The organism is Vibrio sp. 10N.286.48.C11 (assembly GCF_041469805.1).
In the GTDB taxonomy this organism is placed as follows: Bacteria; Pseudomonadota; Gammaproteobacteria; order Enterobacterales; family Vibrionaceae; genus Vibrio; species Vibrio crassostreae_C.
On the sequence record NZ_JBFRLK010000025.1, the window covers coordinates 1 to 23,452 of the forward strand.

General features: G+C 41.6%; 19 protein-coding genes and 1 pseudogene. 7 read left to right on the forward strand and 13 right to left on the reverse strand.

The annotated features are described in order from the left end of the window. Nucleotides 1–176: 176 nt before the first annotated feature. Nucleotides 177–1,139 carry a diguanylate cyclase gene (locus AB4209_RS08205; RefSeq protein WP_372055492.1) on the forward strand — a complete coding sequence of 321 codons (963 nt, stop codon included), beginning with the start codon at nt 177–179 and terminating at the stop codon, nt 1,137–1,139. Nucleotides 1,140–1,564: 425 nt separating this feature from the next. Then, nucleotides 1,565–2,899, forward strand: a complete 1,335-nt coding sequence (locus tag AB4209_RS08210; protein ID WP_372055494.1) for a ferric reductase-like transmembrane domain-containing protein — start codon at nt 1,565–1,567, stop codon at nt 2,897–2,899. A gap of 711 nt (nt 2,900–3,610) precedes the next feature. On the opposite strand, the gene AB4209_RS08215 is transcribed toward AB4209_RS08210, so the two are convergent. The 4 genes from AB4209_RS08215 to AB4209_RS08230 form a co-directional block, all read right to left on the reverse strand. Further along, a complete protein-coding gene (locus AB4209_RS08215) occupies nt 3,611–3,826 on the reverse strand; it encodes a hypothetical protein (protein ID WP_050053085.1) in 216 nt (71 codons plus the stop codon). 411 nt (nt 3,827–4,237) lie between these two features. Further along, nucleotides 4,238–4,675, reverse strand: a complete 438-nt coding sequence (locus AB4209_RS08220) for a hypothetical protein (RefSeq protein WP_372055496.1) — start codon at nt 4,673–4,675, stop codon at nt 4,238–4,240. 147 nt (nt 4,676–4,822) lie between these two features. Continuing rightward, nucleotides 4,823–5,020, reverse strand: a complete 198-nt coding sequence (locus tag AB4209_RS08225) for a hypothetical protein (RefSeq protein ID WP_050053088.1) — start codon at nt 5,018–5,020, stop codon at nt 4,823–4,825. 15 nt (nt 5,021–5,035) lie between these two features. Next, nucleotides 5,036–5,830: a hypothetical protein gene (locus tag AB4209_RS08230; RefSeq protein WP_050053089.1), complete on the reverse strand. Its 795-nt coding sequence runs from the start codon at nt 5,828–5,830 to the stop codon at nt 5,036–5,038. Nucleotides 5,831–7,424: 1,594 nt separating this feature from the next. Here AB4209_RS08230 and AB4209_RS08235 point away from each other — a divergent pair. Then, nucleotides 7,425–9,008, forward strand: a complete 1,584-nt coding sequence (locus tag AB4209_RS08235; protein WP_017101286.1) for an ATP/GTP-binding protein — start codon at nt 7,425–7,427, stop codon at nt 9,006–9,008. Between the two features lie 253 nt (nt 9,009–9,261). Here the strand turns inward: AB4209_RS08235 and AB4209_RS08240 are convergent, their stop codons facing one another. The 7 genes and pseudogenes from AB4209_RS08240 to ubiG all read right to left on the reverse strand — a co-directional run bounded on the left by AB4209_RS08240 (nt 9,262) and on the right by ubiG (nt 16,067). Then, nucleotides 9,262–9,486 carry a hypothetical protein gene (locus tag AB4209_RS08240; protein WP_372055499.1) on the reverse strand — a complete coding sequence of 75 codons (225 nt, stop codon included), beginning with the start codon at nt 9,484–9,486 and terminating at the stop codon, nt 9,262–9,264. 15 nt (nt 9,487–9,501) lie between these two features. Further along, the gene (locus AB4209_RS08245; protein ID WP_372055501.1) at nt 9,502–9,924 is read right to left on the reverse strand and encodes a hypothetical protein; all 423 of its coding nucleotides are present in this window, start codon (nt 9,922–9,924) and stop codon (nt 9,502–9,504) included. 223 nt (nt 9,925–10,147) lie between these two features. Next, a complete protein-coding gene (locus AB4209_RS08250; protein WP_372055503.1) occupies nt 10,148–10,399 on the reverse strand; it encodes a 2Fe-2S iron-sulfur cluster-binding protein in 252 nt (83 codons plus the stop codon). A 3-nt stretch (nt 10,400–10,402) separates the two neighbouring features. Beyond that, on the reverse strand, nt 10,403–11,536 hold the full coding sequence (gene nrdB, locus AB4209_RS08255; protein ID WP_372055505.1) for a class Ia ribonucleoside-diphosphate reductase subunit beta: 1,134 nt from the start codon (nt 11,534–11,536) through the stop codon (nt 10,403–10,405). A 140-nt stretch (nt 11,537–11,676) separates the two neighbouring features. Continuing rightward, a pseudogene (nrdB, locus tag AB4209_RS08260) lies at nt 11,677–12,429 on the reverse strand (class Ia ribonucleoside-diphosphate reductase subunit beta); the annotation flags it as partial. 103 nt (nt 12,430–12,532) lie between these two features. Further along, nucleotides 12,533–14,815: a class 1a ribonucleoside-diphosphate reductase subunit alpha gene (gene nrdA, locus AB4209_RS08265; RefSeq protein ID WP_017060992.1), complete on the reverse strand. Its 2,283-nt coding sequence runs from the start codon at nt 14,813–14,815 to the stop codon at nt 12,533–12,535. A 508-nt stretch (nt 14,816–15,323) separates the two neighbouring features. Then, nucleotides 15,324–16,067 carry a bifunctional 2-polyprenyl-6-hydroxyphenol methylase/3-demethylubiquinol 3-O-methyltransferase UbiG gene (gene ubiG, locus AB4209_RS08270; RefSeq protein WP_372055507.1) on the reverse strand — a complete coding sequence of 248 codons (744 nt, stop codon included), beginning with the start codon at nt 16,065–16,067 and terminating at the stop codon, nt 15,324–15,326. A 258-nt stretch (nt 16,068–16,325) separates the two neighbouring features. Between ubiG and gyrA the strand changes: the two genes are divergently transcribed. Further along, the gene (gene gyrA, locus AB4209_RS08275; RefSeq protein ID WP_017072500.1) at nt 16,326–18,968 is read left to right on the forward strand and encodes a DNA topoisomerase (ATP-hydrolyzing) subunit A; all 2,643 of its coding nucleotides are present in this window, start codon (nt 16,326–16,328) and stop codon (nt 18,966–18,968) included. Between the two features lie 169 nt (nt 18,969–19,137). Further along, entirely contained in the window at nt 19,138–19,767 is a 630-nt protein-coding gene (locus tag AB4209_RS08280; protein WP_137001111.1) for a tetratricopeptide repeat protein, read from the forward strand. A 25-nt stretch (nt 19,768–19,792) separates the two neighbouring features. Here AB4209_RS08280 and AB4209_RS08285 read toward each other — a convergent pair whose 3' ends face one another. Together AB4209_RS08285 and nrfA are read right to left on the reverse strand one after the other, a co-directional pair. After that, nucleotides 19,793–20,137 carry a rhodanese-like domain-containing protein gene (locus AB4209_RS08285; protein WP_017060988.1) on the reverse strand — a complete coding sequence of 115 codons (345 nt, stop codon included), beginning with the start codon at nt 20,135–20,137 and terminating at the stop codon, nt 19,793–19,795. A gap of 125 nt (nt 20,138–20,262) precedes the next feature. Beyond that, nucleotides 20,263–21,693: an ammonia-forming nitrite reductase cytochrome c552 subunit gene (gene nrfA / locus AB4209_RS08290; RefSeq protein WP_372055509.1), complete on the reverse strand. Its 1,431-nt coding sequence runs from the start codon at nt 21,691–21,693 to the stop codon at nt 20,263–20,265. Between the two features lie 482 nt (nt 21,694–22,175). Between nrfA and nrfB the strand changes: the two genes are divergently transcribed. Beyond that, nucleotides 22,176–22,760, forward strand: coding sequence for a cytochrome c nitrite reductase pentaheme subunit (nrfB, locus tag AB4209_RS08295; RefSeq protein WP_008222036.1), 585 nt, complete (start codon nt 22,176–22,178; stop codon nt 22,758–22,760). A 3-nt stretch (nt 22,761–22,763) separates the two neighbouring features. Next, entirely contained in the window at nt 22,764–23,450 is a 687-nt protein-coding gene (gene nrfC / locus AB4209_RS08300) for a cytochrome c nitrite reductase Fe-S protein (RefSeq protein WP_017060985.1), read from the forward strand. The last annotated feature ends 2 nt before the right edge of the window (nt 23,451–23,452 follow it).

Consider the following 23,452-nt stretch of genomic DNA (forward strand, 5'->3'; position numbering starts at 1 on the left):
ACAACTTGCTTAATTATACAAATATCCACTATCAGTAGACCGAAAATACCACTTCGATTGGCATAGGTAATGAAGGTAGTGACTTGGTTTAGTTGGCCAAGTTAGCTATCTTTAATATTGACGGATAATTTAACGCTGACATTTTGTGAGCCCGCGAAAAATAAGAGAGCAGATGTATGCAAAGTAATTTCCTCAGTCACCTCATGTCCTTATTATCTATTACTAGCGATTACATCTACTTTAAGGATCTGAATTATAAGTTCATATTGTGCAGTCAGAGCTTTGCAGATCTTGTCGGGGAAAATTCATGGAAGGAACTTCGCGGTAAAGATGACTTTGATGTGTTTCCTCATGATGATGCATTCGCATATCGTAAGGAAGATGAAAAAATAATCGAAGGTGGAATACAAAAACTAAATAAAATCGAGCCTTATACAGATAAAGATGGAAATGAGGGCTGGGTATCTACCTATAAATGGCCTCTTTACAAAGATGGAGGAAGTGAGTTGATAGGAGTGTTCGGTATTAGTCGTGATATTACTGATCAAGTTAATCTCCAAAAGCTTAAAGAAGAATTAGTTGAGGTAAATATGAAATTAAAGGAGCTTAGCGAGATTGATCCTTTGACAGGGCTATATAATCGTCGTACTTATTCAGCATATTTAAAAAGAATTTTATCATTTTCAAGGCGATCTGGTGAACCCTTGTCACTTATGATTATAGATATTGATAATTTCAAAAACTACAATGATAATTATGGTCATGCTGCGGGGGATACTACGCTAAAGATAATTTCTAGCCAATTAAGAAAAAATGTGAGTAGAGAATCTGATCTATTAGCAAGATATGGTGGAGAAGAGTTTGTGGTTGTATTGCCCAATACTAACCTCCGTGATGCAAAAGATGTCGCAGAAAGAATAAGAAAAAATATACAAGCTGAAGCAATTACTCATGAATACTCTACCGATGCAGGTGTTGTCACGGTAAGTATTGGTATTTCTACTATCAAAGGAAAAGTTATTGATACCGATAACTTGTTTTTACAAGCAGACAAGTCTCTTTATAAGGCTAAAACATCGGGAAGGAATAGATGTGAAGCCTTTTGTTGTGGCCAAGTAATGTTGGCCACTAATTTATAGTTCCTAGGGCGCTTTGGGGCATGTAGCGAGCTAGGAATTTTATGCCTTTAATCGAACCGAGTACATAAGTTGACAACACAGCACAAGGGCTAAAATTAACTTTTTGTAATGTTTTATCCACATTGTTGAAATGGTTAAAGGGTCTATACTTCAGTTCTCAACCAATTTACTCCTTATCTTCAAGGTACAAAATTCAGCGAGCGGTGAAGTGGACAGCTTCTAGGCAGGAAGCAGAAAATATAACTGATTCAAGCAAGGCTTTCTAACTAATGGTTGATGCCTTTAATTCATGCCGAGAGAGGATTAACGATAGTTAATCGTTCGAAAGGTCATCATATTACGCCTTGTCTTAGTGTCCGAGCTAGCGACTGAATAAAACACTTTGAATGGTGACGGGTATAAAATCGGGATTAAAAGGAACGAATATGAAATCTATCCACTATGCTTTTCTGACTATTATGCTGGTCATTTGCGGACTCTGGTTAACTACCGCCGGTGCTCAGGCAACCCTTGCTGAATTTTGGTCAATCCGAAAATCGCTATTATTCGAGACCGGTATTATTGCGACTGCTGCTATGTCCATTACTGTTTTATTAGCAGTCCGCCATCTATTTCCGGATTCTTTCCTTGACGGTCTGGACAAGCGATACCGCCTTCATAAGTGGTTAGGGATCGTTGCCTTCTCGGCAGCTGTCGCACACTGGTTAATTAAAACCGCACCTAAGTGGATGATTGATTTAGGCCTGCTTACTAAACCGGTGAAAAATAAAGTGCTAAGTGATGCACCCGTCAGCTGGTTTTATGAATTTACGGATTTTCAGCAGCACTTTGCTAAAGATATCGGTGAATGGGCATTTTATTTGTTTGTTGCTTTATCGCTTTTAATTTTAATTAAAAAAATCCCTTATAAACAAGCCCGTCAAAGTCATAAACTGATGGCAGTGGTTTACCTTGCTATTGCTTACCATTCATTTATTTTAATGAAAATAGAAGACTGGTCGACACCTGTCGGAGTGCTGATGGCTGTTTTATTACTGCTCGGCACGTTAGGCGCGTTAACCTCATTATTTGGTCAAATAGGTTATTCCAAGAAAACCTACGGCGAGATAAGTGAGCTGCGCCGTTATAAAGATAATAAAGTACTGGCTGTCACCATAAGACCGACAACGCCATGGGCAGGGCATCAACCGGGACAGTTTGCTTTTGTCACTTTTGATAAAAAAGAGGGTGCACATCCTTTTTCGATTGCCTCAGACTGGGCAGAGCAAAAGGGAATTTCTTTTAAAATAAAACAAATTGGTGACTATGTTAATACATTACCGGCGACGTTATCAGTCGGACAGGAAGTTGTTATAGAAGGGCCTTACGGCAATTTTAATTTCAGCAGTGATAAAGCACAGCAGATCTGGGTCGCTGGTGGTATCGGCATCGCTCCATTTTTCTCTAAACTGGAACAGTTAGCCGGGCAGAGAAAGCCGCAGAATATCGATCTGTTTTATGCAACCGCAATGCCGGACGCAGACTTTATCAATAAACTGCAGGCACTCGCTGACAATGCCCGTATAAGGTTACATATTACCAATACTAAACAGCAGGGTTATTTAACCGCACAGGCTATTGAGACCTTTATCAGTGATCTTCATTCAACAGATTTCTGGGTTTGCGGTCCGGCAAAACTTGGTGATGCATTAAAATCACACTTTGTTGGAAATGGTCTTCATCATTCTGATTTTCATCAGGAGTTATTTGAAATGAGATAAACTTCCGGCTACTTTTTTATTTACAAAAAGCGACCGGAAGTTTAAATCAAAGATTAGAAGCCCTGCAGAAAGGCAAGCAGGGCTGCGCGCTGATTTTTGTCGATGTTCAGCAGGGCATATTTACTCTTTTGTGCTTCTCCGTCGTGCTACAGCTGGGTGTTGTGGTTTAGTTATTCTAGCCACAAATTTATAGGTCACTAAGGCGATTGGGGGCGTTTGTGACTTAGCTTTCTAACTCGCTATGGGGCGAAAGCGATTTAGCTAATTACTATCACGTTAGGCTAAATAATCTCTTTAACTGATAGTGTAGTGGATTAGCAAATTTGGTTAGATAGTTAGAGTTCTAGGCATGAAAAAAAGTAAGTCAAATGATGCTTTAGTGAAGAGTTTGTTCAATCGGTCGAAACACACAATGGGGCAAAACTTTGCTAGCAATGACCACGCTGAGAAGCCTATGGACATAACCTTCACTTGTAGAAATACTAACGGTAACGCACAAAAGCAATCTTCAGAAATTCAAGATCTTCAAAAGTATCGTTCTATATCGCACATTGCGTTGAATAATGAATCCTCATACTCCTCGCTGAGATCGTGTGAGTTACCAAACTAGCTCAGGGTATCAATAACTTTGAGTTTACTCATTCCTTGTTTGACCAAAGAGTAGCTAGCTGAACGTATACTCTAATCAAGCCAAAAATCATGGGAATCAGGTTAAATTAAGGTGCTATCATCGTTTAAAGTTGAGGTGTTAGGTCGCTGCTTTGTAGTTATTTCAAGTGTATCGATGTCGATATCAAAATCTCCGACTAGGTCGAGAATTTCCGTTCGATCCATCTCGGTTGCAGGAATGAGCTGATCAGGATTATCCTCAATATCTCTAGCGAGTAATTCTAAGAACGCATCAACAGCAAAGTCTCTATTTTTCATTCTTGACTCCAAGTGTAGTAGTTAATCATCCCAGTCGGGCAGTTGATGTTGCTTTTCTATTACTTCAAACTGTAAATCAACGGCATCTAACAATCTTTCAAATATATCGAATGAGCCTGTAAATGACTATTTTCGATTTCTGAGATGGTCGTTTTATTAATTCTAGTCAGTTTTGATACTTGTACCTGTGTCAAACCCATATCATTTATCATTTGCCTTGTGGTTAACAATATAGCTAACATTCTAAGTTGCAATGGAATTGTTAGCCATATGGCTAACAATTAAGAAGAGTGACCAGCGGTATTTTTAACAGTCATGTGCGAAAGAGTGTATTTAGTAAATTTCAACTAAGTGATTGATTTAATAATAAACACCGTAGTTTAATAGTGCACACGTTTTGGGGGGGCTGAGTCAATAACACTTATTCTGAACAGCACATTGCCTGATAACAGCTTCTAAATTAAACACTTTTGCGCGTTGATCCATACCATTAAATTCGCATTTATTTCGAAAAGGGGATGAGATGTAACCGCCAGCTTCTAGAGCTCTAGATAAACGGGGATTGAGGATATTTTCTACTTCTATAGCAATGAAATCCCCTAAATTGTTTTCAAAGTGTTTTAATAACTTAGACAAAACTCCTTTGCCTTGGAAGTTTTTATCAAATTCAATTGCACCAATTACAAGTCTTGGGTAACTGGTTGATTTACTGGACATATACTTGCTCACGTACAAATTTATTTTTCTTGTCTGCAAGCGTTTTTTTAAACCTAGCTTGCTCTGGCTTGCTTCAATAAGAAAATTGTCATATTGTCGACAAATTTCTGCTACCTGTTCTGTAATATTCATGATGTACTCCGTTTGTTGCTTGAACTTAACTCGCAAAAACTTCTATGGACATTTCTACCATATCTAGATTGCTAATTTAGCAAAGCATAAATTATTATAAGTATGGAAAAGTCGCTTTTGGGAGTGTCCCAGTATCGATGGAACAGATCATTTAATGTCGCCGCGCTCAACAGCATGGCAAAATTCATTCCAATCCTGCTCGTATATAAATACCGCGTGGCTGACTGTTTTTCCTATCATAAATTCGTCCAATTTGGCCATAACTTCGGCAGGTAATACACTAGGGTCAACGACTAGAAATGGCGAGCCTTTAATGTTGAATAATTCCAATTCAGGTAGTTTCATTGTTTTCCCTCTTATTCAAAGTGATGGAGTACTAGTTAATTGATTAAAACGATCTGGCGTTGTGTAATAATGTTTGAACAACGTTCTTGTATTTAGCTCATCTAACGATATACCCAAGCCCTTCGATGTAATCGTTTGCTCCTCCATAAGAACTCTTTTCGCCCTGAATGCCATCGATTTATGATCAACAAATCGTCTTTTCCTATCAGCATTAGCCCCATCGACTGTAGTGCAGTAGTCTAGAGCATCTAGATGGTCTAACGTGTTTTCAATTGCCAAATCTCCATTCTCGCCGTATCTAAGCGATTCACGGAGAATTGATTGTATGTATGCGTGTTGTTTAGTGTTTTCTCTCAAAAATGGCATACACTCATCTATATTAAATAGAACCGGATCCATACCGAAAACTAGAGGCTGCCATCGTATGCTATTATGAAGGCGAAATGAGAGCGTCAACGAACTAACATTATTTATGAAAATGAATTGCAGCCCCACTATATTGAACAGTTGTGAGACTAGATAATTAAATAGACCTAAACCGAGAACTTTCCTGTTCATGATTTCGATAGCTTCAATAGCGATACCCCTGAGCATAAATGCGTCAAAATTTTTCGAGTCTCTGTCCATCTTCCAACCCATAACTCGGAGTTGATCGGGGGTTGGTAATCGTAGTCGAACATAAATATTATCAGTTGATAATTCAGTTACCCGGCCAATAGGATCTTTTTGCGATTTAATTTGATCAACAAATTTGTCTATTTCGATTTTTAACTCACGTATGTTTGACCTAACTAATTTAGAATACGTCATCAGATTTAATGCCTCTCAACCCTAAACACAGCGCGTTTAATGCCCAGCCTATTGACATCGTTCCTGAACAAAAAAATATCGTACTGCCAGCAAACACCCAGAGGTCGCTGGTAATAAACTGAAAAAACTCTAGCATTTATACCTCCAATCAATGAGTTTTAATGATAACGCCCCTTAAGCCACAATTCAATAAATTCATTTAAAAACAATAACTTGCGATCAAGTGTTTTATTGCAGGGGTGCATTTTTATGAATGATGGGATAGTTTTTGGATTAGTTATCAGGTCTGATGTAAGCGTGTCACGAACCCCGCATTCTAATCTTTCAGCACGAAGAATAAGATCAACTCTCTAACCACACGGAGATTTGAAATGGCAAGACGATGCTCCAACGTAAAAGCCCCATGAACCCACGGGGCGTTTACGAATTTTACATAGTTTGTTCGATCAACACATTGGGACAATTCACCCAAAATTTTATTAGCGTCGTAGATGATATTCTGTGCATTAGTAGCACTGCTGTATTTACTCATAAAAGTTACCAAAGAAAGCTAAATGAAAATTCTAAGTGAACTAATGATTAAGTTATTGTTTATTAAGCAATTGAATGTTATTTGATTTACTCGCATTATGCATCTGGAGCCACCTCCATTATGCATTTGGGGTGGTTTCCATTGAGCATTTAGGGCTACATCTATGAATGATTTCTAGCACACTCTGTCATTGACAAGCCCCAATCGAAAACAGACGCAACCAAGGCTTGGTGACCAAACTTTGGTTACGCAATAAATCATTGATTTCAAAGAGATTATTAGTAAACCACTCGGGTAAAAAATGGTAGTACTCAAATCCTCGAACTGCAAAACACAGGCAACAGCACAATTAGCACGCGACGACATTATTTTTATTTACTTTCAATATCTTACCTAGCATCTAAACCTTAGTGACTAAATATTTAACATCTCACAACAGGCTGATGTCTGTTTTAGTATTAATTAGTATCGAAAATACTAATTAGTAAATGAAAGACTAAAGTGCTTAAAAACTGCTTATTTTTAACCGCTGACACGGTCAGACTCTTTGCATTAAAACGGCAGTTTATGTGCACATTAAAAAAACACCATAAGCCACTGTTAATATTGAAATAAATCACAAAAAACACTTCATAAAAACGCGTTTTTTTCAATTTTTTGGCGTATTTTTTTGTGACGTGAATCACTACTACGCTCAGATCATTGCAAAGACTTGTTAGTTAATGGTTTGAACATTTACCCATGGCCCTAAATCGGTTGTCTCAATTAATCCATTTAGAGCTATAGGTTAAAAATTCACAAAAAAATTTACCTATCACCGTAAGGCAGTTAACTAGCTAGCTCATTTCGGGGCAGAGACGAGTTACAGCATTTGCTAAGTTAGCGAAGCTCGGATTATCTCAGGTAGGCCAAATTCGCTTGACTCACTGTCTCGTTCTTGATGGTGCTACTCAGGCTTTTCTGTTCCAAGTACTTTGGTTACCTGAAACAGTCCAACGGGCGTATTTCCTGATATTACATAAGGTTGTATAATGAAAAACCATTTGCATACAGAGTACACCCATGCCCCCAAAGAATCCCACAAACATAGTTCGAAAAGATTTCAGACTAAATAGGCTTGTAATCGCTAAATTGAAAGGCCTTAACGCTTGTGAGATCAATTTCACTCCCCATAGAGTGACAGCCATTATGGGGGTAAACGGTTCGGGAAAAAGCAGCATTCTTCATGCGCTGGCTTGTTGCTTCAAACCAATAGGGGCGTCATCTAAACCAGATAACAGATTCAAAGATTTCTTTACTCCACACACGCATTCAACATGGACAGATACCCAATTTTCTCTAAGTCATTCGTACACCCAAGTTGATACTAAAAAGCGAACATCTAAACCTGTCAACTCAACCGTTGATTATGGGAAAAACAACCGATGGAGACCTATTTATGCTCGACGTCCTGAAAGACCAAGCCAATACATAGGGTTACAGAACCTACCTACTCTTGCAGATAATAGAGGTGCTAGCAGGTTTGCAAAATATGAAACCCAAGAGTTAGACCATCCTAAAAAACAAGTCATCATTGATAAAATGTCATACGTGCTGGGCCGTAAGTATGACTCTCTTGTACTGTGCAAAAGCCGAACAAAAACGTTTTGGGGCTTAGGTCAAAATGGAACAATATACAGCGAGCATACTATGGGTGCTGGTGAGAAAAGAGTTGTAGAGATACTACGGCAAGTTTTTTCACCCGAACTCAAAAACGGTGTCGTGCTAATTGATGAGCTAGAGGCTTTGCTGCATTCCAGCGCTTTTTCAAAGTTAGTAGATGTTTTGATTTCTGCTGCTGAAAGTTTGAACTTGGAGATTGTATTCACAACTCACAGAGAAACAGTAACGGACTTTAGAGATCGTATAAACATTTGTGGTATTTGGAATACGGGTGCTAACGTAATGACATTACCTAACCTTGATCCACGAATCTTTAACCAACTCACAGGGTTAAATCAAAAGTTACTCAAAATCTACGTGGAAGATGATCTTGCTCAACTGACGCTAGATCTACTGCTAGAAGAAAAACAATGGCAAGACTACGTCTCTGTTTCATATTTTGGTGCTGGAGATAATGCTTATGTTGTATTAGCTGGATTATTATTATCTGAGCAACCTATCGATGATGTCTTGTGTGTACTCGATGGAGACATTGACAAAGCTGATGATGAGCGATTACGCAAATTAGGGAAATACTTATCTGGTCAAGATGAGCAAGCTGTAGGCTTCCGAAACGAAGCCCTTAGACAGGTACGACAATTTGTTTTGGAATATGATCCGCCTGAAAATACTAAAGCGGCTCCAGAATACAACCACAAGATGTGGTTAGAAGAGGTTGAAGAAGACGATAGAAATCGATCTCTTTTAGCTGCATCAAGGCAGATTGCCCATTTGCCTGATTGGCATAGATATTATGCTGAACTAAAGAAATACTGCACAAAAAGAGACATCCAAGCGAGTGTTCTTGAGTCTATTCAACATAGTAACCCTGAAAAATGGAGAGCATATGTTGGCGAAGTAAGCTCTTGGATAGAGCGAAAACTAGAAGAAAAAGGGATTCTTGCCAATGAAAATGAACAAGCCGATGAGGAACTCGAAGTATAGATATGAATAGGTTTTCTGGGAACCTATCCATGTTTGTCAGAACTAAACAACAAACCACCCAATGATACATCAAGAAAACTAGGTCATATCACAAACTTCAAAAATGTTGAGAGTAACGACTCTAAATGAGAATGGGGTAAAAAGAGGTGGAAACTACAGTAACAATTGTTCAATCAACCCTTTGAATTGACAAAGGGATGGATAGAGGTAGAACGTTTTCAATCTAATATCGCTAGTTTTGTCTTAAGGTTAGTCAACGCTTAGGTTTAAATTTTTCCCCGAACACAGATTTTAACTGTGCTTGAAGTTGCTCTTGTACCAAAGCTTGAGCTTCTTCTAGAGCTATAGCTGAAATTGAATCGTAATCGCTAAACTCCCCGCAGTCATTGCATTGAACTAGATCACCTGACTTAAAATCTGAATCGTCTTGACCTATGTTGACACTCCCACAAAATAGACACTTTCCACTGATTTTCATAGGTAATACTCCTAGCTACAAAGTTACCAAAACGCCTGCCAACGATATAAGAATTCCTACCAATACAAATAATCCACTGTGCTCTTGCACCCAATTGGAGAGTCTTCTGCTGCGACTTAACTCAGTTAATATGACTTTGCTCTCCGCTTCTTCAGCTACCAGTTTCATCTGATTGCTTCTGGCAATACCAAGGCCTCTTTGGGTGATACTCAATTGCTCATACTTGCCAGTACCGAGATAAGAGTGTTGAAGCCAATCATTAGCAAGGCAAATGTTCGCGCCTTTTTGAAGTTCTTCGATAGTAAATTTCCCACCACTCTCAAAGTGAATATCTTTGATTAGATTCTCATCTATAGATAAATGTACATACTTGTGAGAATGGCCGTGCTTCTGCATGTAGTTCAGGACGCTGTTCAGCAAGGCGTATTCAGCTTTCATTTCAGTTAATCGCTCCCTTTAACCATGCCACCACGTGATTATAAAAAATGTAGTACAAAGATAACAACTGCCAGTTTCGTTATTGAGTTAATACCTTAGCTGGAGATATGGCAATAAACCTAGGGGCAAAAACACAATGGGGTAGAAGCAAGTTAGGGTAACCTGTCAGTTCTGATAGCACCGCGATTTCAGCACTGACAGGTCAAGTCCAGACTAATCCACTTTAGGAGTCTAGTTCTAAAACAAGATCGCTATTTGCCTTGACACTACAAGTCAGTATGTACCCTTCTGGTAGATACGCAATGGTTTTACGAGTAGGCACAACAGCTCCAGACTTAAGTTTGCACTTGCAAGCTCCACAAAACCCATCTCTACATTCTGAGTAAATAACCTCGCCAGCCTTTTCAGCGGCTTGTAGTACGGTATCATCTTCAGCAGCAGGAAATTGCTTGCTGTTCAAACTTATAGTGTGCATACGTTACAGCTCGAAGCCCTTGAAGGCATTGTCTTCAACATCAGACTCGATTTGACCAACAAGGTAAGACGATATCTCTTGCTCTTGTGGTGCGACTTGAACACTATCACTCGATAACCATGAAGACATCCATGGCAATGGACTATCTTTCACTTCAGGGTATAAAGGTTTTAGACCAACAGAGGTCATACGTCTGTTCGTAATGTACTCTACATAGTCACAAAGAATTTCTTTATTCAAGCCAATCATGGAGCCATCTTTGAATAAATATTCAGCCCATTCCTTTTCTTGATCCGCAGTTTCACGGAAGATTGAAATGGCATCATCTTCTAATTCGGCAGCAATTGCTGCCATTTCAAAGTCATCCATGCCGTTTTTCCATGAATTTAGAATGTATTGTGTGCCTTGTAAATGGAGCTGCTCGTCCCTAGCGATGAGCTTAATAATGCCACCTTGTCCAACGAGTTTTCCCTGCTCGGCAAAGGCGAATGAGCAAGCAAACGATACGTAGAACCTGATGGCTTCTAGTGCGTTAATTGCTACCATTGCGATGTAAAGCTTTCGCTTAAGGTCACGTAGTGAAACTTCAACTGTCTCGCCATTTACAGTGTGCGTACCTGTGCCATATTGCTGGTACTTCTGAATTGCATCGATCAACGTATCATAATGCTTTGACACAGCATCAGCACGAGCAATGATTTGTTCGTTTTCAACAATGTCTTCGAATACTGGTGACGGGTCGCTGAAAATATTACGTAGGATATGTGTGTATGAGCGACTATGGATAGTTTCCGAGAACGACCATGTTTCGATCCAAGTCTCCAGCTCTGGGATTGAAACAATTGGTAGTAGTGCCATGTTAGGGCTGCGACCTTGGATTGAGTCAAGCAGAGTTTGGTATTTCAGGTTTGAAATGTAGATATGCTTTTCGTTATCGCTAAGGTTGTTGAACTCTGAGCGATCAGTCGAAACGTCAACCTCTTCTGGTCGCCAGAAGAAAGAGAGTTGCTTTTCGATTAGCGTTTCGAAAACGCTGTGACGTTGTTGGTCGTAACGACTAACGTTTACGTTTTGACCGAAGAACATTGGTTCTTTCAGTGGGTTGTTCTTGGTCTTGTTAAATGTTGAGTACTTCATCTTTACTGTCTCTTATTTTTGTTTGTTGTACGTCAGTACACCTCATAGGTGGAACTCACATAAAACTGTTTATAACTTATCTTGTGTGAACTTATGTGGGTCTTCACATAAATGCAAACAGCATAAGTCATTGTTTAGTGCAGGTTTATTGCGACCGACCGACCGTTGTGTGAGTTATTCTGTACATATTTCAGCTTGATGATCTTCGCGTTACCTTCCATTAGCTCACGCTCAGCGAATGCAAATGAACATGCGAAACTTACGTAGAAACGAATCGCTTCTAGTGCGTTTACAGACATTAGACATAGGTAAAGTTTCTTCTTCAGGTCGTGAAGTGAAATCTTGACGTCTTCGCCGTTGATGCTGTGGTTGCCTTCACCGTAGCGGTGGTAGTCAGCCGTTAGCTTGATTAGGTCGTCGTAGTAGAAAGCGATGTCTTTAGCACGCTTCAGAATCTCTTCATTTTCAACGATGTCGTCGAATACTACGCCTGGATCATTCACGATGTTACGGATGATGTGCGTGTAAGAACGAGAGTGAATCGTTTCAGAGAAAGACCAAGTTTCAATCCAAGTTTCAACTTCTGGTAGAGATACCAATGGAAGTAGGGCAACGTTAGGGCTGCGGCCTTGGATTGAATCTAGAAGCGTTTGGTACTTCAAGTTAGAGATGAAGATGTGCTTTTCATGCTCAGGAAGCTTGTTGTAGTCGATACGGTCGCTAGACACGTCTACTTCTTCTGGACGCCAGAAGAAAGAAAGCTGCTTCTCGATAAGCTTTTCGAAGATTTCGAATTTTTGTTGGTCGTAACGTGCAACGTTTACCGACTGACCCAAGAACATTGGTTCTTTTAGTTGGTCATTTTTTTGCTGAGAAAAAGTACTGTAAGCCATAAATGCCTCAAATCCTTTAAAGACCCGTAATAAAACGGACCCTGTTAATGCTTTAAACCCAGAGAAGATAACTCTTCTCTGGGGTCTTAATGTTTATTGCGGTTTAGATCTTACAACCGCCGCCTTCACAATCTTCTTCCGGCACTTGAACTGCATCGCCTTGGTCGTCTTTAGCACCATCACGAGTGTTATGGTAGTAAAGCGTCTTAACACCGTACTTGTACGCTGTTAGTAGGTCTTGAAGCAGCTTCTTCATTGGTACTTTACCGCTGTCGTAAACACTTGGGTCATAGTTAGTGTTTGCAGAGATAGCTTGGTCAACGAATTTTTGCATGATACCCACTAGGTGTAGGTAACCGTCGTTAGAACCAATGTTCCAAAGTAGCTCGTAGTTCTCTTTAAGATTTAGGAAATCTGGAACCACTTGCTTAAGGATGCCGTCTTTCGATGCTTTCACTGATACGTAACCACGTGGTGGCTCGATACCGTTAGTCGCGTTCGAGATTTGAGACGATGTCTCAGAAGGCATAAGCGCTGTTAGCGTAGAGTTACGCAGACCGTGCTCCATGATCTCTTCACGTAGAGAATCCCAATCGTAGTGCAGTGGCTCTTCACATACTAAGTCGATATCTTTTTTGTAAGTATCGATTGGCAGTAGGCCTTTCGCGTAGTTGGTCTCGTGGAAAGATGGGCAACGGCCTTGCTCTTTCGCTAGTTCAACAGATGCTTTTAGCAAGTGGTATTGAATTGCTTCAAAAGTACGGTGAGTCAGGCCATTCGCGCTGCCATCAGAGTACTTAACACCATTCTTCGCTAGGTAGTATGCGTAGTTGATTACACCTACACCTAAAGTACGACGGTTCATTGTCGACTTGTATGCAGCTGGAAGCGGGTAGTCTTGGTAATCAAGCAGTGCATCTAGAGCACGAACAACCAGCTCAGAAAGCTCTGCTAGGTCGTCCAGTTCATTGATTGCGCCAAGGTTGAATGCTGAAAGCGTACATAGTGCAATTTCGCCTTCGTCATCTTCTACGTTAGAAAGTGGCTTAGTAGGAAGCGCGATTTCTAGACATAGGTTCGATTGACGAACAGGTGCTACTTCAGAATCAAACGGGCTGTGTGTATTACAGTGGTCAACGTTCTGAATGTAGATACGACCAGTAGAAGCACGCTCTTGCATTAGCAGAGAGAAAAGCTCAACGGCTTTAACCGTTTCACGCTTCACTGAAGGATCGTTTTCGTACTTAACGTATAGCTCTTCAAAACGGTCTTGGTTTTCGAAGAACGCATCGTAAAGGCCAGGTACGTCTGAAGGTGAGAACAGGCTGATGTTGCCACCCTGAACTAGGCGAGAGTACATAAGCTTGTTCAGCTGTACGCCGTAATCCATGTGACGAACTCGGTTCTCTTCAACGCCGCGGTTGTTTTTCAGTACTAATAGAGACTGAACTTCACCGTGCCATAGTGGGTAGAATACCGTTGCTGCACCGCCACGAACACCACCTTGAGAACAACATTTTACTGCTGTTTGGAAGTATTTGTAGAAAGGGATACAGCCTGTGTGGAACGCTTCACCATTACGGATTTCAGAACCAAGCGCACGGATACGACCTGCGTTGATACCAATACCAGCACGTTGAGATACGTAACGAACAATTGAGCTTGCTGTCGCGTTGATTGAATCAAGGCTGTCACCACACTCGATCAGTACACAAGAACTGAATTGACGAGTAGGCGTACGTACACCAGACATGATCGGTGTAGGTAGAGAAATCTTAAACGTAGACGATGCGTCGTAAAAACGTTTGATGTAGTCAAGACGAGTCGATTTCGGGTATTTAGCGAATAGACACGCAGCAACTAAAATGTAAAGGAACTGAGCACTCTCGTAGATTTCTTTCGTTACACGGTTTTGCACGAAGTATTTACCTTCGAGCTGCTTAACCGCTGCGTAAGAGAAGTCTAAGTCACGTTTGTGGTCGATGTACTCGTCAAGCTCTTCGAATTCAGCTTTCGTGTAATCTTCCATAAGGTGGCTATCGTATTTACCCATATCAACCAGTTTTGCAACGTGGTCATACAGTGCAGGCGGCTCGTATTCGCCGTACGCTTTTTTACGTAGGTGGAATACAGACAGACGTGCTGCTAGATATTGGTAATCAGGAGTCTCTTCAGAGATTAAATCCGCTGCTGACTTGATGATAGTTTCATGAATGTCAGTAGTGGTGATGCCATCGTAAAACTGAATGTGAGCTTTCAATTCTACTTGTGATACAGAAACATTGTGCAAGCCTTCAGCTGCCCATGTAATCACGCGATGGATCTTCTCTAGATCGATCGTTTCTTTGCGCCCGTTACGCTTGGTAACAGTAAGTTGTTGGTTCATTCTGCTTAATTTCCCTAACAAAACTGAACAAGGCCGTGTTTTTGTGTATTTCTGTGTAATTTTTGTAAATTACGTTTCGGCTTTGTGATCTTGGTCTACCCATACATTGTAGTTCAAACACAACATATAGGGGTCATTTGTTTGTTGGGTTACAAGATAGTGCTACAACTGATATTTTTCAAGGTAAAGAAATGGGGTTGCTTGTGGATAAGTGGTGGATTGAAAAAAAACTGTAAGTGACCACTAACTGATGAGGTTATATGTGACTTGATTGTATAAAAGTCGGCTTTTAATGATGCTTTATTTTTGCACGCCCATAAAAAAAAATTCCTTGATCTTTGGCCAAAATGGGCGATTGATTTTAGGCGATTAAATTTAAATCGAGGTGGTCAAAATGGAAGCTAGCGCACGAAATTTAGACTGAAAAAAGTCGCAAAGTTATGGTAATTGCAACTCTTTTCATTCGTCTTTTTTACAAAAGGTTTTACGGTAGGGCTACCGATATTTTTTAGCCAAAGTTTTGCGTGTGGACGATGTAGTTTACGTCTACATTTGTGCCTAAACGATAAGTGTCCGTAAGAGGATTGTAGTGCAGCCCTGTAATCCCTAGTTCTTGCAGCGGAGTGTTATCGACCATCTTGATAAGTTCAGCAGGGCGAATGAACTTCTCGTGCTCATGAGTGCCCTCAGGAACAATCTTAAGTAGCTTTTCTGCACCAACAATAGCGAACAGGTAAGATTTGAAGTTACGGTTCAAGGTAGAGAAGAACACGTGACCACCCGGTTTCACTAATTTTGAACATGCACTAATCACAGATTGTGGATCAGGAACGTGCTCTAGCATTTCCATACATGTCACCACATCGTAAGTTTGTGGATTCTGTTCTGCATGGTCTTCGATGGTGCTCTGGATATAATCGAGCTTGATGCCAGTTTCCAATGCGTGAAGACGTGCCACTTCTAGCGGTTCTTTACCCATATCTAGGCCAATGACTACTGCGCCCTCAACAGCCATGCTTTCAGCCAAAATGCCGCCACCGCAGCCAACATCGAGGACTTTCTTACCAAATAAACCTTCGGTCTTTTCTAGCACGTAATTTAGGCGCAGTGGGTTGATTTGATGTAGAGGCTTAAACTCGCCTTCCAGATCCCACCAGCGCGACGCCATGTCTTCGAATTTTTTGATTTCTGCTGGGTCTACGTTCTGTGATTTAGTCATAATCGGCATTTCCAAGTTAAATAATGCATCCATGAAATTGCAGGCATTATAACTTGCCTTTTCGCTCTGACCAGAAGATCTACAATTTTGCTAGTTTATTGGATGTAAAGTGACCATGTTTCAGCAAGATATGATGCGGAGGTGCAATTTCTCATCAATTGATTGGCTACAAGGGTCACAAGATGGTAAAAGGAGAGGGAAAGTGATGCCTCCGTAGGTAAATTTGTGTTATATTTTTCGGTCTTATACGTATTCAAAAATACGATCTGACTATAGAGGGAAAATGGCTCTATGAGCGATCTAGCGAAAGAGATCACGCCCGTAAATATTGAAGATGAGCTTAGAGGTTCATACCTAGACTACGCGATGTCCGTCATCGTTGGTCGTGCCCTTCCAGATGTGCGTGATGGCCTAAAACCTGTACACCGCCGCGTTTTGTTCGCGATGAATGTACTAGGTAATGATTGGAACAAACCATATAAAAAGTCTGCTCGTGTAGTAGGTGATGTAATCGGTAAATACCACCCACATGGTGATAGTGCTGTATACGATACTATTGTTCGTATGGCGCAACCGTTCTCACTGCGTTACATGCTAGTTGATGGCCAAGGTAACTTTGGTTCTATCGATGGCGACTCCGCGGCTGCAATGCGTTATACCGAAGTTCGTATGGCGAAAATTGCTCACGAGCTCCTGGCTGACCTTGATAAGGAAACTGTGGATTACGTACCGAACTACGATGGTACAGAACAAATTCCAGCAGTACTTCCTACAAAAATTCCTAACCTATTGGTAAACGGTGCTTCTGGTATCGCAGTAGGTATGGCTACCAACATCCCACCACATAACCTTGGTGAAGTTGTTGATGGCTGTTTAGCATTTATCAATAATGAAGATATCACTATTGATGAGCTAATGGACTATATCCCTGGTCCTGACTTCCCAACAGCAGCACTTATCAGTGGTCGTAAAGGCATCGTAGATGCTTACAAGACTGGCCGCGGTAAGGTTTACATGCGTTCAAAAGCGGATATCGAAGTAGAGAAGAATGGTAAAGAAACCATTATCGTTACTGAGATCCCTTACCAAGTAAACAAAGCTCGTTTGATCGAGAAGATTGCTGAACTGGTTAAAGATAAGAAAGTAGAAGGCATCAGTGCACTGCGTGACGAGTCTGATAAAGACGGTATGCGTATTGTTATTGAATGTAAGCGTGATGCAGTAGGCGAAGTGGTTCTTAACAACCTATACGCTCAAACTCAACTGCAAACGACTTTCGGTATCAACATGGTTGCGTTGAATAACGGTCAACCACAGTTGTTCAACATCAAAGACATGCTTAAGTGCTTCGTAGACCACCGTCGCGAAGTTGTGACTCGTCGTACTATCTTCGAATTGAAGAAAGCACGCGACCGTGCACACATCCTTGAAGCATTGTCTCTAGCACTTGCTAACATTGATGAAATCATTGAACTGATCAAGAGCGCGCCAACACCAGCAGAAGCTAAAGTTGGTTTAGTGTCTCGTGGTTGGGATCTTGGTAACGTTGCTTCAATGCTTGAGCGTGCAGGTACTGATGCGGCTCGTCCTGATTGGTTGGAAGACCAATACGGCATCCGCGATGGTCAATACTTCCTAACGGAAACACAAGCACAAGCAATTCTAGAACTTCGTCTTCACCGCCTAACTGGCCTAGAGCACGAGAAGATTCTAGACGAGTACAAAGCCCTTCTAGAAGAAATCGCTGAGCTAATGCACATTCTTGCAAGCACTGAGCGTTTGATGGAAGTTATCCGTGAAGAACTTGAAGCAGTACGTGAAATCTATGGCGACGAGCGTCGTACAGAAATCACAGCGGCAGTTCATGACATCGACATGGAAGAGCTGATTGCTCAAGAAGACGTTGTAGTAACGCTTTCTAACGCAGGTTACGTTAAGTACCAAATCCTAAGCGACTACGAAGCTCAGCGTCGTGGTGGTAAAGGTAAGAGTGCAACTAAGATGAAAGATGAGGATTACATTGAGCGTCTGCTTGTTGCTAATACTCACGATAACATCCTATGTTTCTCTACTCGTGGTAAGACATACCGTCTGAAAGTTTACCAACTGCCATTAGCAAGTCGTACTGCTCGTGGTAAGCCTATCGTTAACATTCTTCCTCTAGAAGAAGGTGAGCGTATCACGGCTATCCTGCCTGTTTCTGAGTTCTCTAACGAGAAATTCATCTTCATGGCAACGGGTGACGGTACTGTTAAGAAGACATCACTGGATCAGTTCGCAAACGTACGTGCTAACGGCCTAATTGCAGTTAACCTACGTGACGATGATTCACTGATTGGCGTTGACATCACTAACGGTGATAGCGACATCATGCTGTTCTCTAAATCGGGCAAAGTTGTTCGCTTTAACGAGGACAAAGTACGTGCAATGGGCCGCACTGCCTCTGGTGTTCGTGGTATGAAGCTTCCAGAAGACGATCAAGTAGTATCGTTGATTGTTCCTTCTAACGAAGGCGATATCCTAACTGTGACTCAAAACGGTTACGGTAAGCGTACTGAACTAGCTGAATACCCAACGAAAGGCCGTGCAACGCAAGGTGTGGTTTCTATCAAAGTCTCTGAACGTAATGGCCCAGTTGTTGGCGCTGTTCAAGTTGAAGAAGGCGACGAAATGATGATGATCACCGACGCAGGTACGCTAGTACGTACTCGCGTTGCGGAAGTGAGCCAAGTTGGTCGTAACACTCAAGGTGTAACACTGATTCGTACTTCTGACGACGAGAATGTTGTAGGTCTACAACGTATCGACGAAGTAGAAGAAGCTGAGGTTGTTGAAGGCGAAGCTGAAGTAGCAAACGCTGAAGCAGCAGTCGTTTCTGAATCAAGTGAAGAGCAAGCATCAGACGCTTCTGATAGCGAGCAAGACACTGAGTAATCTTTCACTTCTATAAATAGAAGTTGAGACAAAAAGCCGAGCCATTGTGCTCGGTTTTTTATTACCTAAAATTTGGCTGTGACTTGTGTAAAAGCCAATAGCTAAACCTCGATCAATATTGTTTTAGTGAGAAAAAGGTACAGTAAAGCGTCAATGAAAGGAGAGTGGAATGGATATCTGGTTACTGATTGCTTTGCTGCTAATGAGCCTATTTCTAGTGGCAATCGTGATCGCATCAAACAGAAAGACCAGTCATCTGAAAAGCAACCTCCTTATTTCATGTGTGGCGATATTAGTCAGCATTCTGGTTTGGTCTCAGATGAAACAAGAAGCCCCTCAACTTACTTCAAGTGACGACAGCAGCTATACAACAACAGATTTCCAAAATGAACTTCAGCAGAGCTTGGAGCAAGACCCTAATCAATCAGACCTTTGGTTTAAGCTTGGTGGTGTTTATATGCAGAAAGGGGAGTTTGATGCTGCATTTACCTGTTACGACTATGCGATTCGTTTAGACCCACAGGCGCCTTCAGGGCTTTATGCAGCTAAAGCGAGCGCCTTGTATTACCTAAGTTCACAGGCGATGAGTGATGATGTGAAAGTGCTCTTAAATCAATCCATGGAGCTTGATCCCAACGATCGTACGGCATTGATGTTGATAGCGACCGATCACTTCATCAGTATGCGCTACCAACAAGCGATCGATGCTTGGACTCAAATTCTCGATTCTAACCAGAAAGGCATTGATCGTGTCTCTATCATCCATTCGATCAACCAAGCTAAGCAAATGATCCGTTAAACGGGCACTATCTGTAATTTCGAGATTATTTGCTTTCTTGCATCTCAATTAAACCGCCAGCGTTGTGGATCTGTGTAAACCCTTGAGCTTGTAAGAATTGATAGGCTTGTCCTGAGCGATTACCACTGCGGCAATACAACACGATCGGTTGGTCTTTATCTATCTTAGCGAAGTGAGTAGCCACTTCAGAAAGAGGGTAGTTGATGGCGTTGTCTAGATGCCCTTGTTCGAACTCTGCAGCTGTTCTGACATCAACCACTAATGCGCCTTTCTCTATTAATTCCCACCCAGTCTCAGCACGCTCAGAAGCGTAAACGCCTGAACTGAGTAGTGCGATACATAATGTTGAAAGTGAAAGTAAGGTTTTCATTGTCTATTCCTTGAATTGGCGAGTGGATTGGGGAGGAGATATTGATGTGTATTGCCCCAAACCTAAAAAACCAGCCACACCATAATAGTGTGACTGGTTTTTACCTAATGGTCTAATTGAAGAAACTAGTATTCGTAGTTGGCTTCACGCTTTTCAGCTTGCTCTTCCCATTTAGGAACAACCGTGTCTAAGAAGTGTTGTTTCTCAGCGTTCATCTTATCCATGTCCATTCCAAGCGCTTTTTGAGCCGCTTCTTTGGTCGAAATATCTGGAATCTCGATTGGATCAGTGATGCCTTTCTTCGCCAGTAGACGAACAATCTTAGTTCGAGCATCGGCTGCGCGGTCAACGGCAGTACCTAGTACTTCTAGAGCGATTTCAGGGGCGTGCATATGAACACCATGAGATGCAATAGCGTAGTCCCAGCGCCATTGAGCATGACGAATATCCAGTAGGATAGGTTCCATCTCTTGCTCGGTCGCACCCGCTTCCCATGCTGCGCCAGCTTCAAAGTGAGCGGCTACGATTTGTTTCTCAGCAGTCAGCTTCATGTTCAGCACTTGCGCTTTACGGCTTGAAACGATGTTAAGCATGGTCTCTTTAGATTGAGTGTGACAGTTTGCACAGGTATCTTCGAAGCGGTCGAATGGGTTACCCACTTTATGGTCGGTATAAACGGTGCCATCTTCTTTGGTCACTTTCGGCATATGACAGTCAGCACAAACGACTTTGTTCTTACCGTGGATGCCTTCGCGCCATGTTTCGAAGCCTGGGTGCTGTGCTTTCAGCATTGGCGCTTTAGATACTTTGTGCGTCCAATCTTTAAAGCCGATTCCATCGTAATACTCTTCCATTTGCTCAACACGAGTCCCTTTGTCCCAAGGGAACTTCACGCCTTTAGTTGGCCCTGTGAAGTAGTATTCCACGTGGCACTGAGCACAAACAGAAGCTTGTTGGTCTAAACGGCTTTGCTCATCAAACTTTTTACCAATCGCTTCAAATGCACGTTCAACATAAGGGCGTGTCACCTTCAGTGCTGGCTCACCATTTTTAAAGCCTTCGCTTTGGGTATCGTGACAACCTGCACAGCCAATAGGATTCACAATCTCGTTGCCAAGACGTGCCCATTTACCTTCAAAATAACCGTCTTCACCACGCTCTTCGATAACACGTGCTACATCTGGGCTTTTACAACTCCAACACGCCATTGGCATAGGGCCTGAGCTTTCGTCCGTTGGGCCGCCAGTACGAAGCGTTTGTCGTACATCGTCAATCGCATAAAAGTGACCACGTGCCTTGTTGTAATCTTTTGCGAAGCCGTAGCCAGCCCACATGATAACCATGTTTGGATCTTCTTTTAGTGCGTCTTCAATGGCTTCGCTTTCTGAAGTTTGTCTCCATGAATGATATTGATCTGGGTGGTTTTGCTCGAACTGGTCGTTACGAGGATCACCAATTTCTTTTTGTTCAGACGCAGCAAAACTGGTCGCGCTTGCTAGTGATGCGCTAACCATTAATAGTGCTGTGACGGAATTACGTATCCAGTGCTTTTTCACAGTGATATCTCCAATATACTGATTTTTATACCAAGCGTTGTGAGTTTGCTATTCAAATTAAGAACTGGAGAATTGCTGTTTATATTAATTCATAAATAAACACATTTTGTTACGTGTCGGAAGTTTGCTTGTTTTAGATCAATTAATGGCAGTGACTTTAATCACGTTGAAGTTTATATAACCCTAAAGGGGTATATGTTAGCTTGTGGGGAAGAATCTAAGTGATAATTATTATCAAATATAACAAGCAATTACCTAAATTGACCATGATATAAATAGGGTGATTGCGTTCGCAGATTAACCTATCGAAATTTCGTTTTACCTAATTAGAGGTATATTCTAACTATAGAAAGCGTTGTGGCTTATCCAAAATAAGAATTGATATCATTTAAACGGTAATAATATCGTTTAAGGGTACTTTTGTTTAACCGGAATATTATTTAGTTGAGAGTTAAATAATGCCGGTATAAGGAAAGGATAAAATGGGCAATATTAAATTGGCCATAGTCATAATGCTTAAATCCCTTCTAGCATTCTGCCTCTATGGTTATTCCATTCATGCTGTTGCTGAGCCTGCTGTTACGCCAGTAGGAGAGTCAACAAGACATGAAGTCGAATTAATACGTGACAAAGATTACAAGTGTGTCCAATGCCATAAAGATTCTAAAGAAACGGTATTTGGTTCACATGGTGAGAGTGCGCACGCTTTGCTTGGCCGTGAAGTGAATTGCACAGATTGTCATAGTTCTATTGGCCCCGATCACCGTGATGGTGCACCTGAGGTGGTGAAGTATCGCGCGGCTCAATCACAACCCGGAACCGAAAAGGTTTTCCTCGATCCTAGCTTAATCCTAGATGCCAACAGCCAATGTATAGATTGTCATAAGCCTGATGATCTGCGCGAAGCGAGTTGGACTCATGACGTACACGCACAAAACTTAACGTGTTCAAACTGTCACGATGTGCATGCGAGTGAAGCGAAGGTGCTTGGCTTAGATAAAAAGCAAACCATCAAGCTGTGTGTGGATTGCCATTCAGACTTCAACCAGAAGAAAGAAGGGGAGTAATCTATGAGCTGCTCAAGAAGAAACTTTTTAGCTGGCGCGGGTGCCGTTATTTTCACAACTGGTGTTGCAGGTACTGCAGCGGTTACAAGCCGCAAAACGTTGGCTAATGTTCAGGAAGATGGCACCAAGCGTTACGGAATGGTTCATGACGAAACCGCTTGTATTGGCTGTACTGCTTGTACTGAGGCGTGTCGTGAAGTAAACAAAGTGCCTGAAGGCGTATCGCGCTTAGAAATCATAAAGAGCGAACCTCAAGGTGAATATCCAAATGTTGATTACCGTTTCACTCGTAACTCTTGTCAACATTGTGATAATGCACCTTGTGTGATGGTTTGCCCAACAGGCGCCGCCTATAAAGATGAGAAGACAGGAATTGTTGATGTACATAAAGAGAAGTGTGTCGGCTGTGGTTATTGCCTGCTAGCTTGTCCATATCAAGTGCGCTTCTTCCATCCTAAGAATAAGTCGGCCGACAAATGTAACTTCTGCCGCGATACCAATCTTGCGCAAGGTAAATTACCTGCTTGTGTTGAATCTTGCCCTACCAATGCGCTGATATTTGGCGACTTAAATGACCCTAAGAGCGAGATAAACCAGGTACTTAAATCTGAAGTGGTTTACAGAGATAAGGCTTATCTAGGTACTCAGCCAAAACTCTATAAAGTGCCACACCAAAAAGGGGAGATTTGATT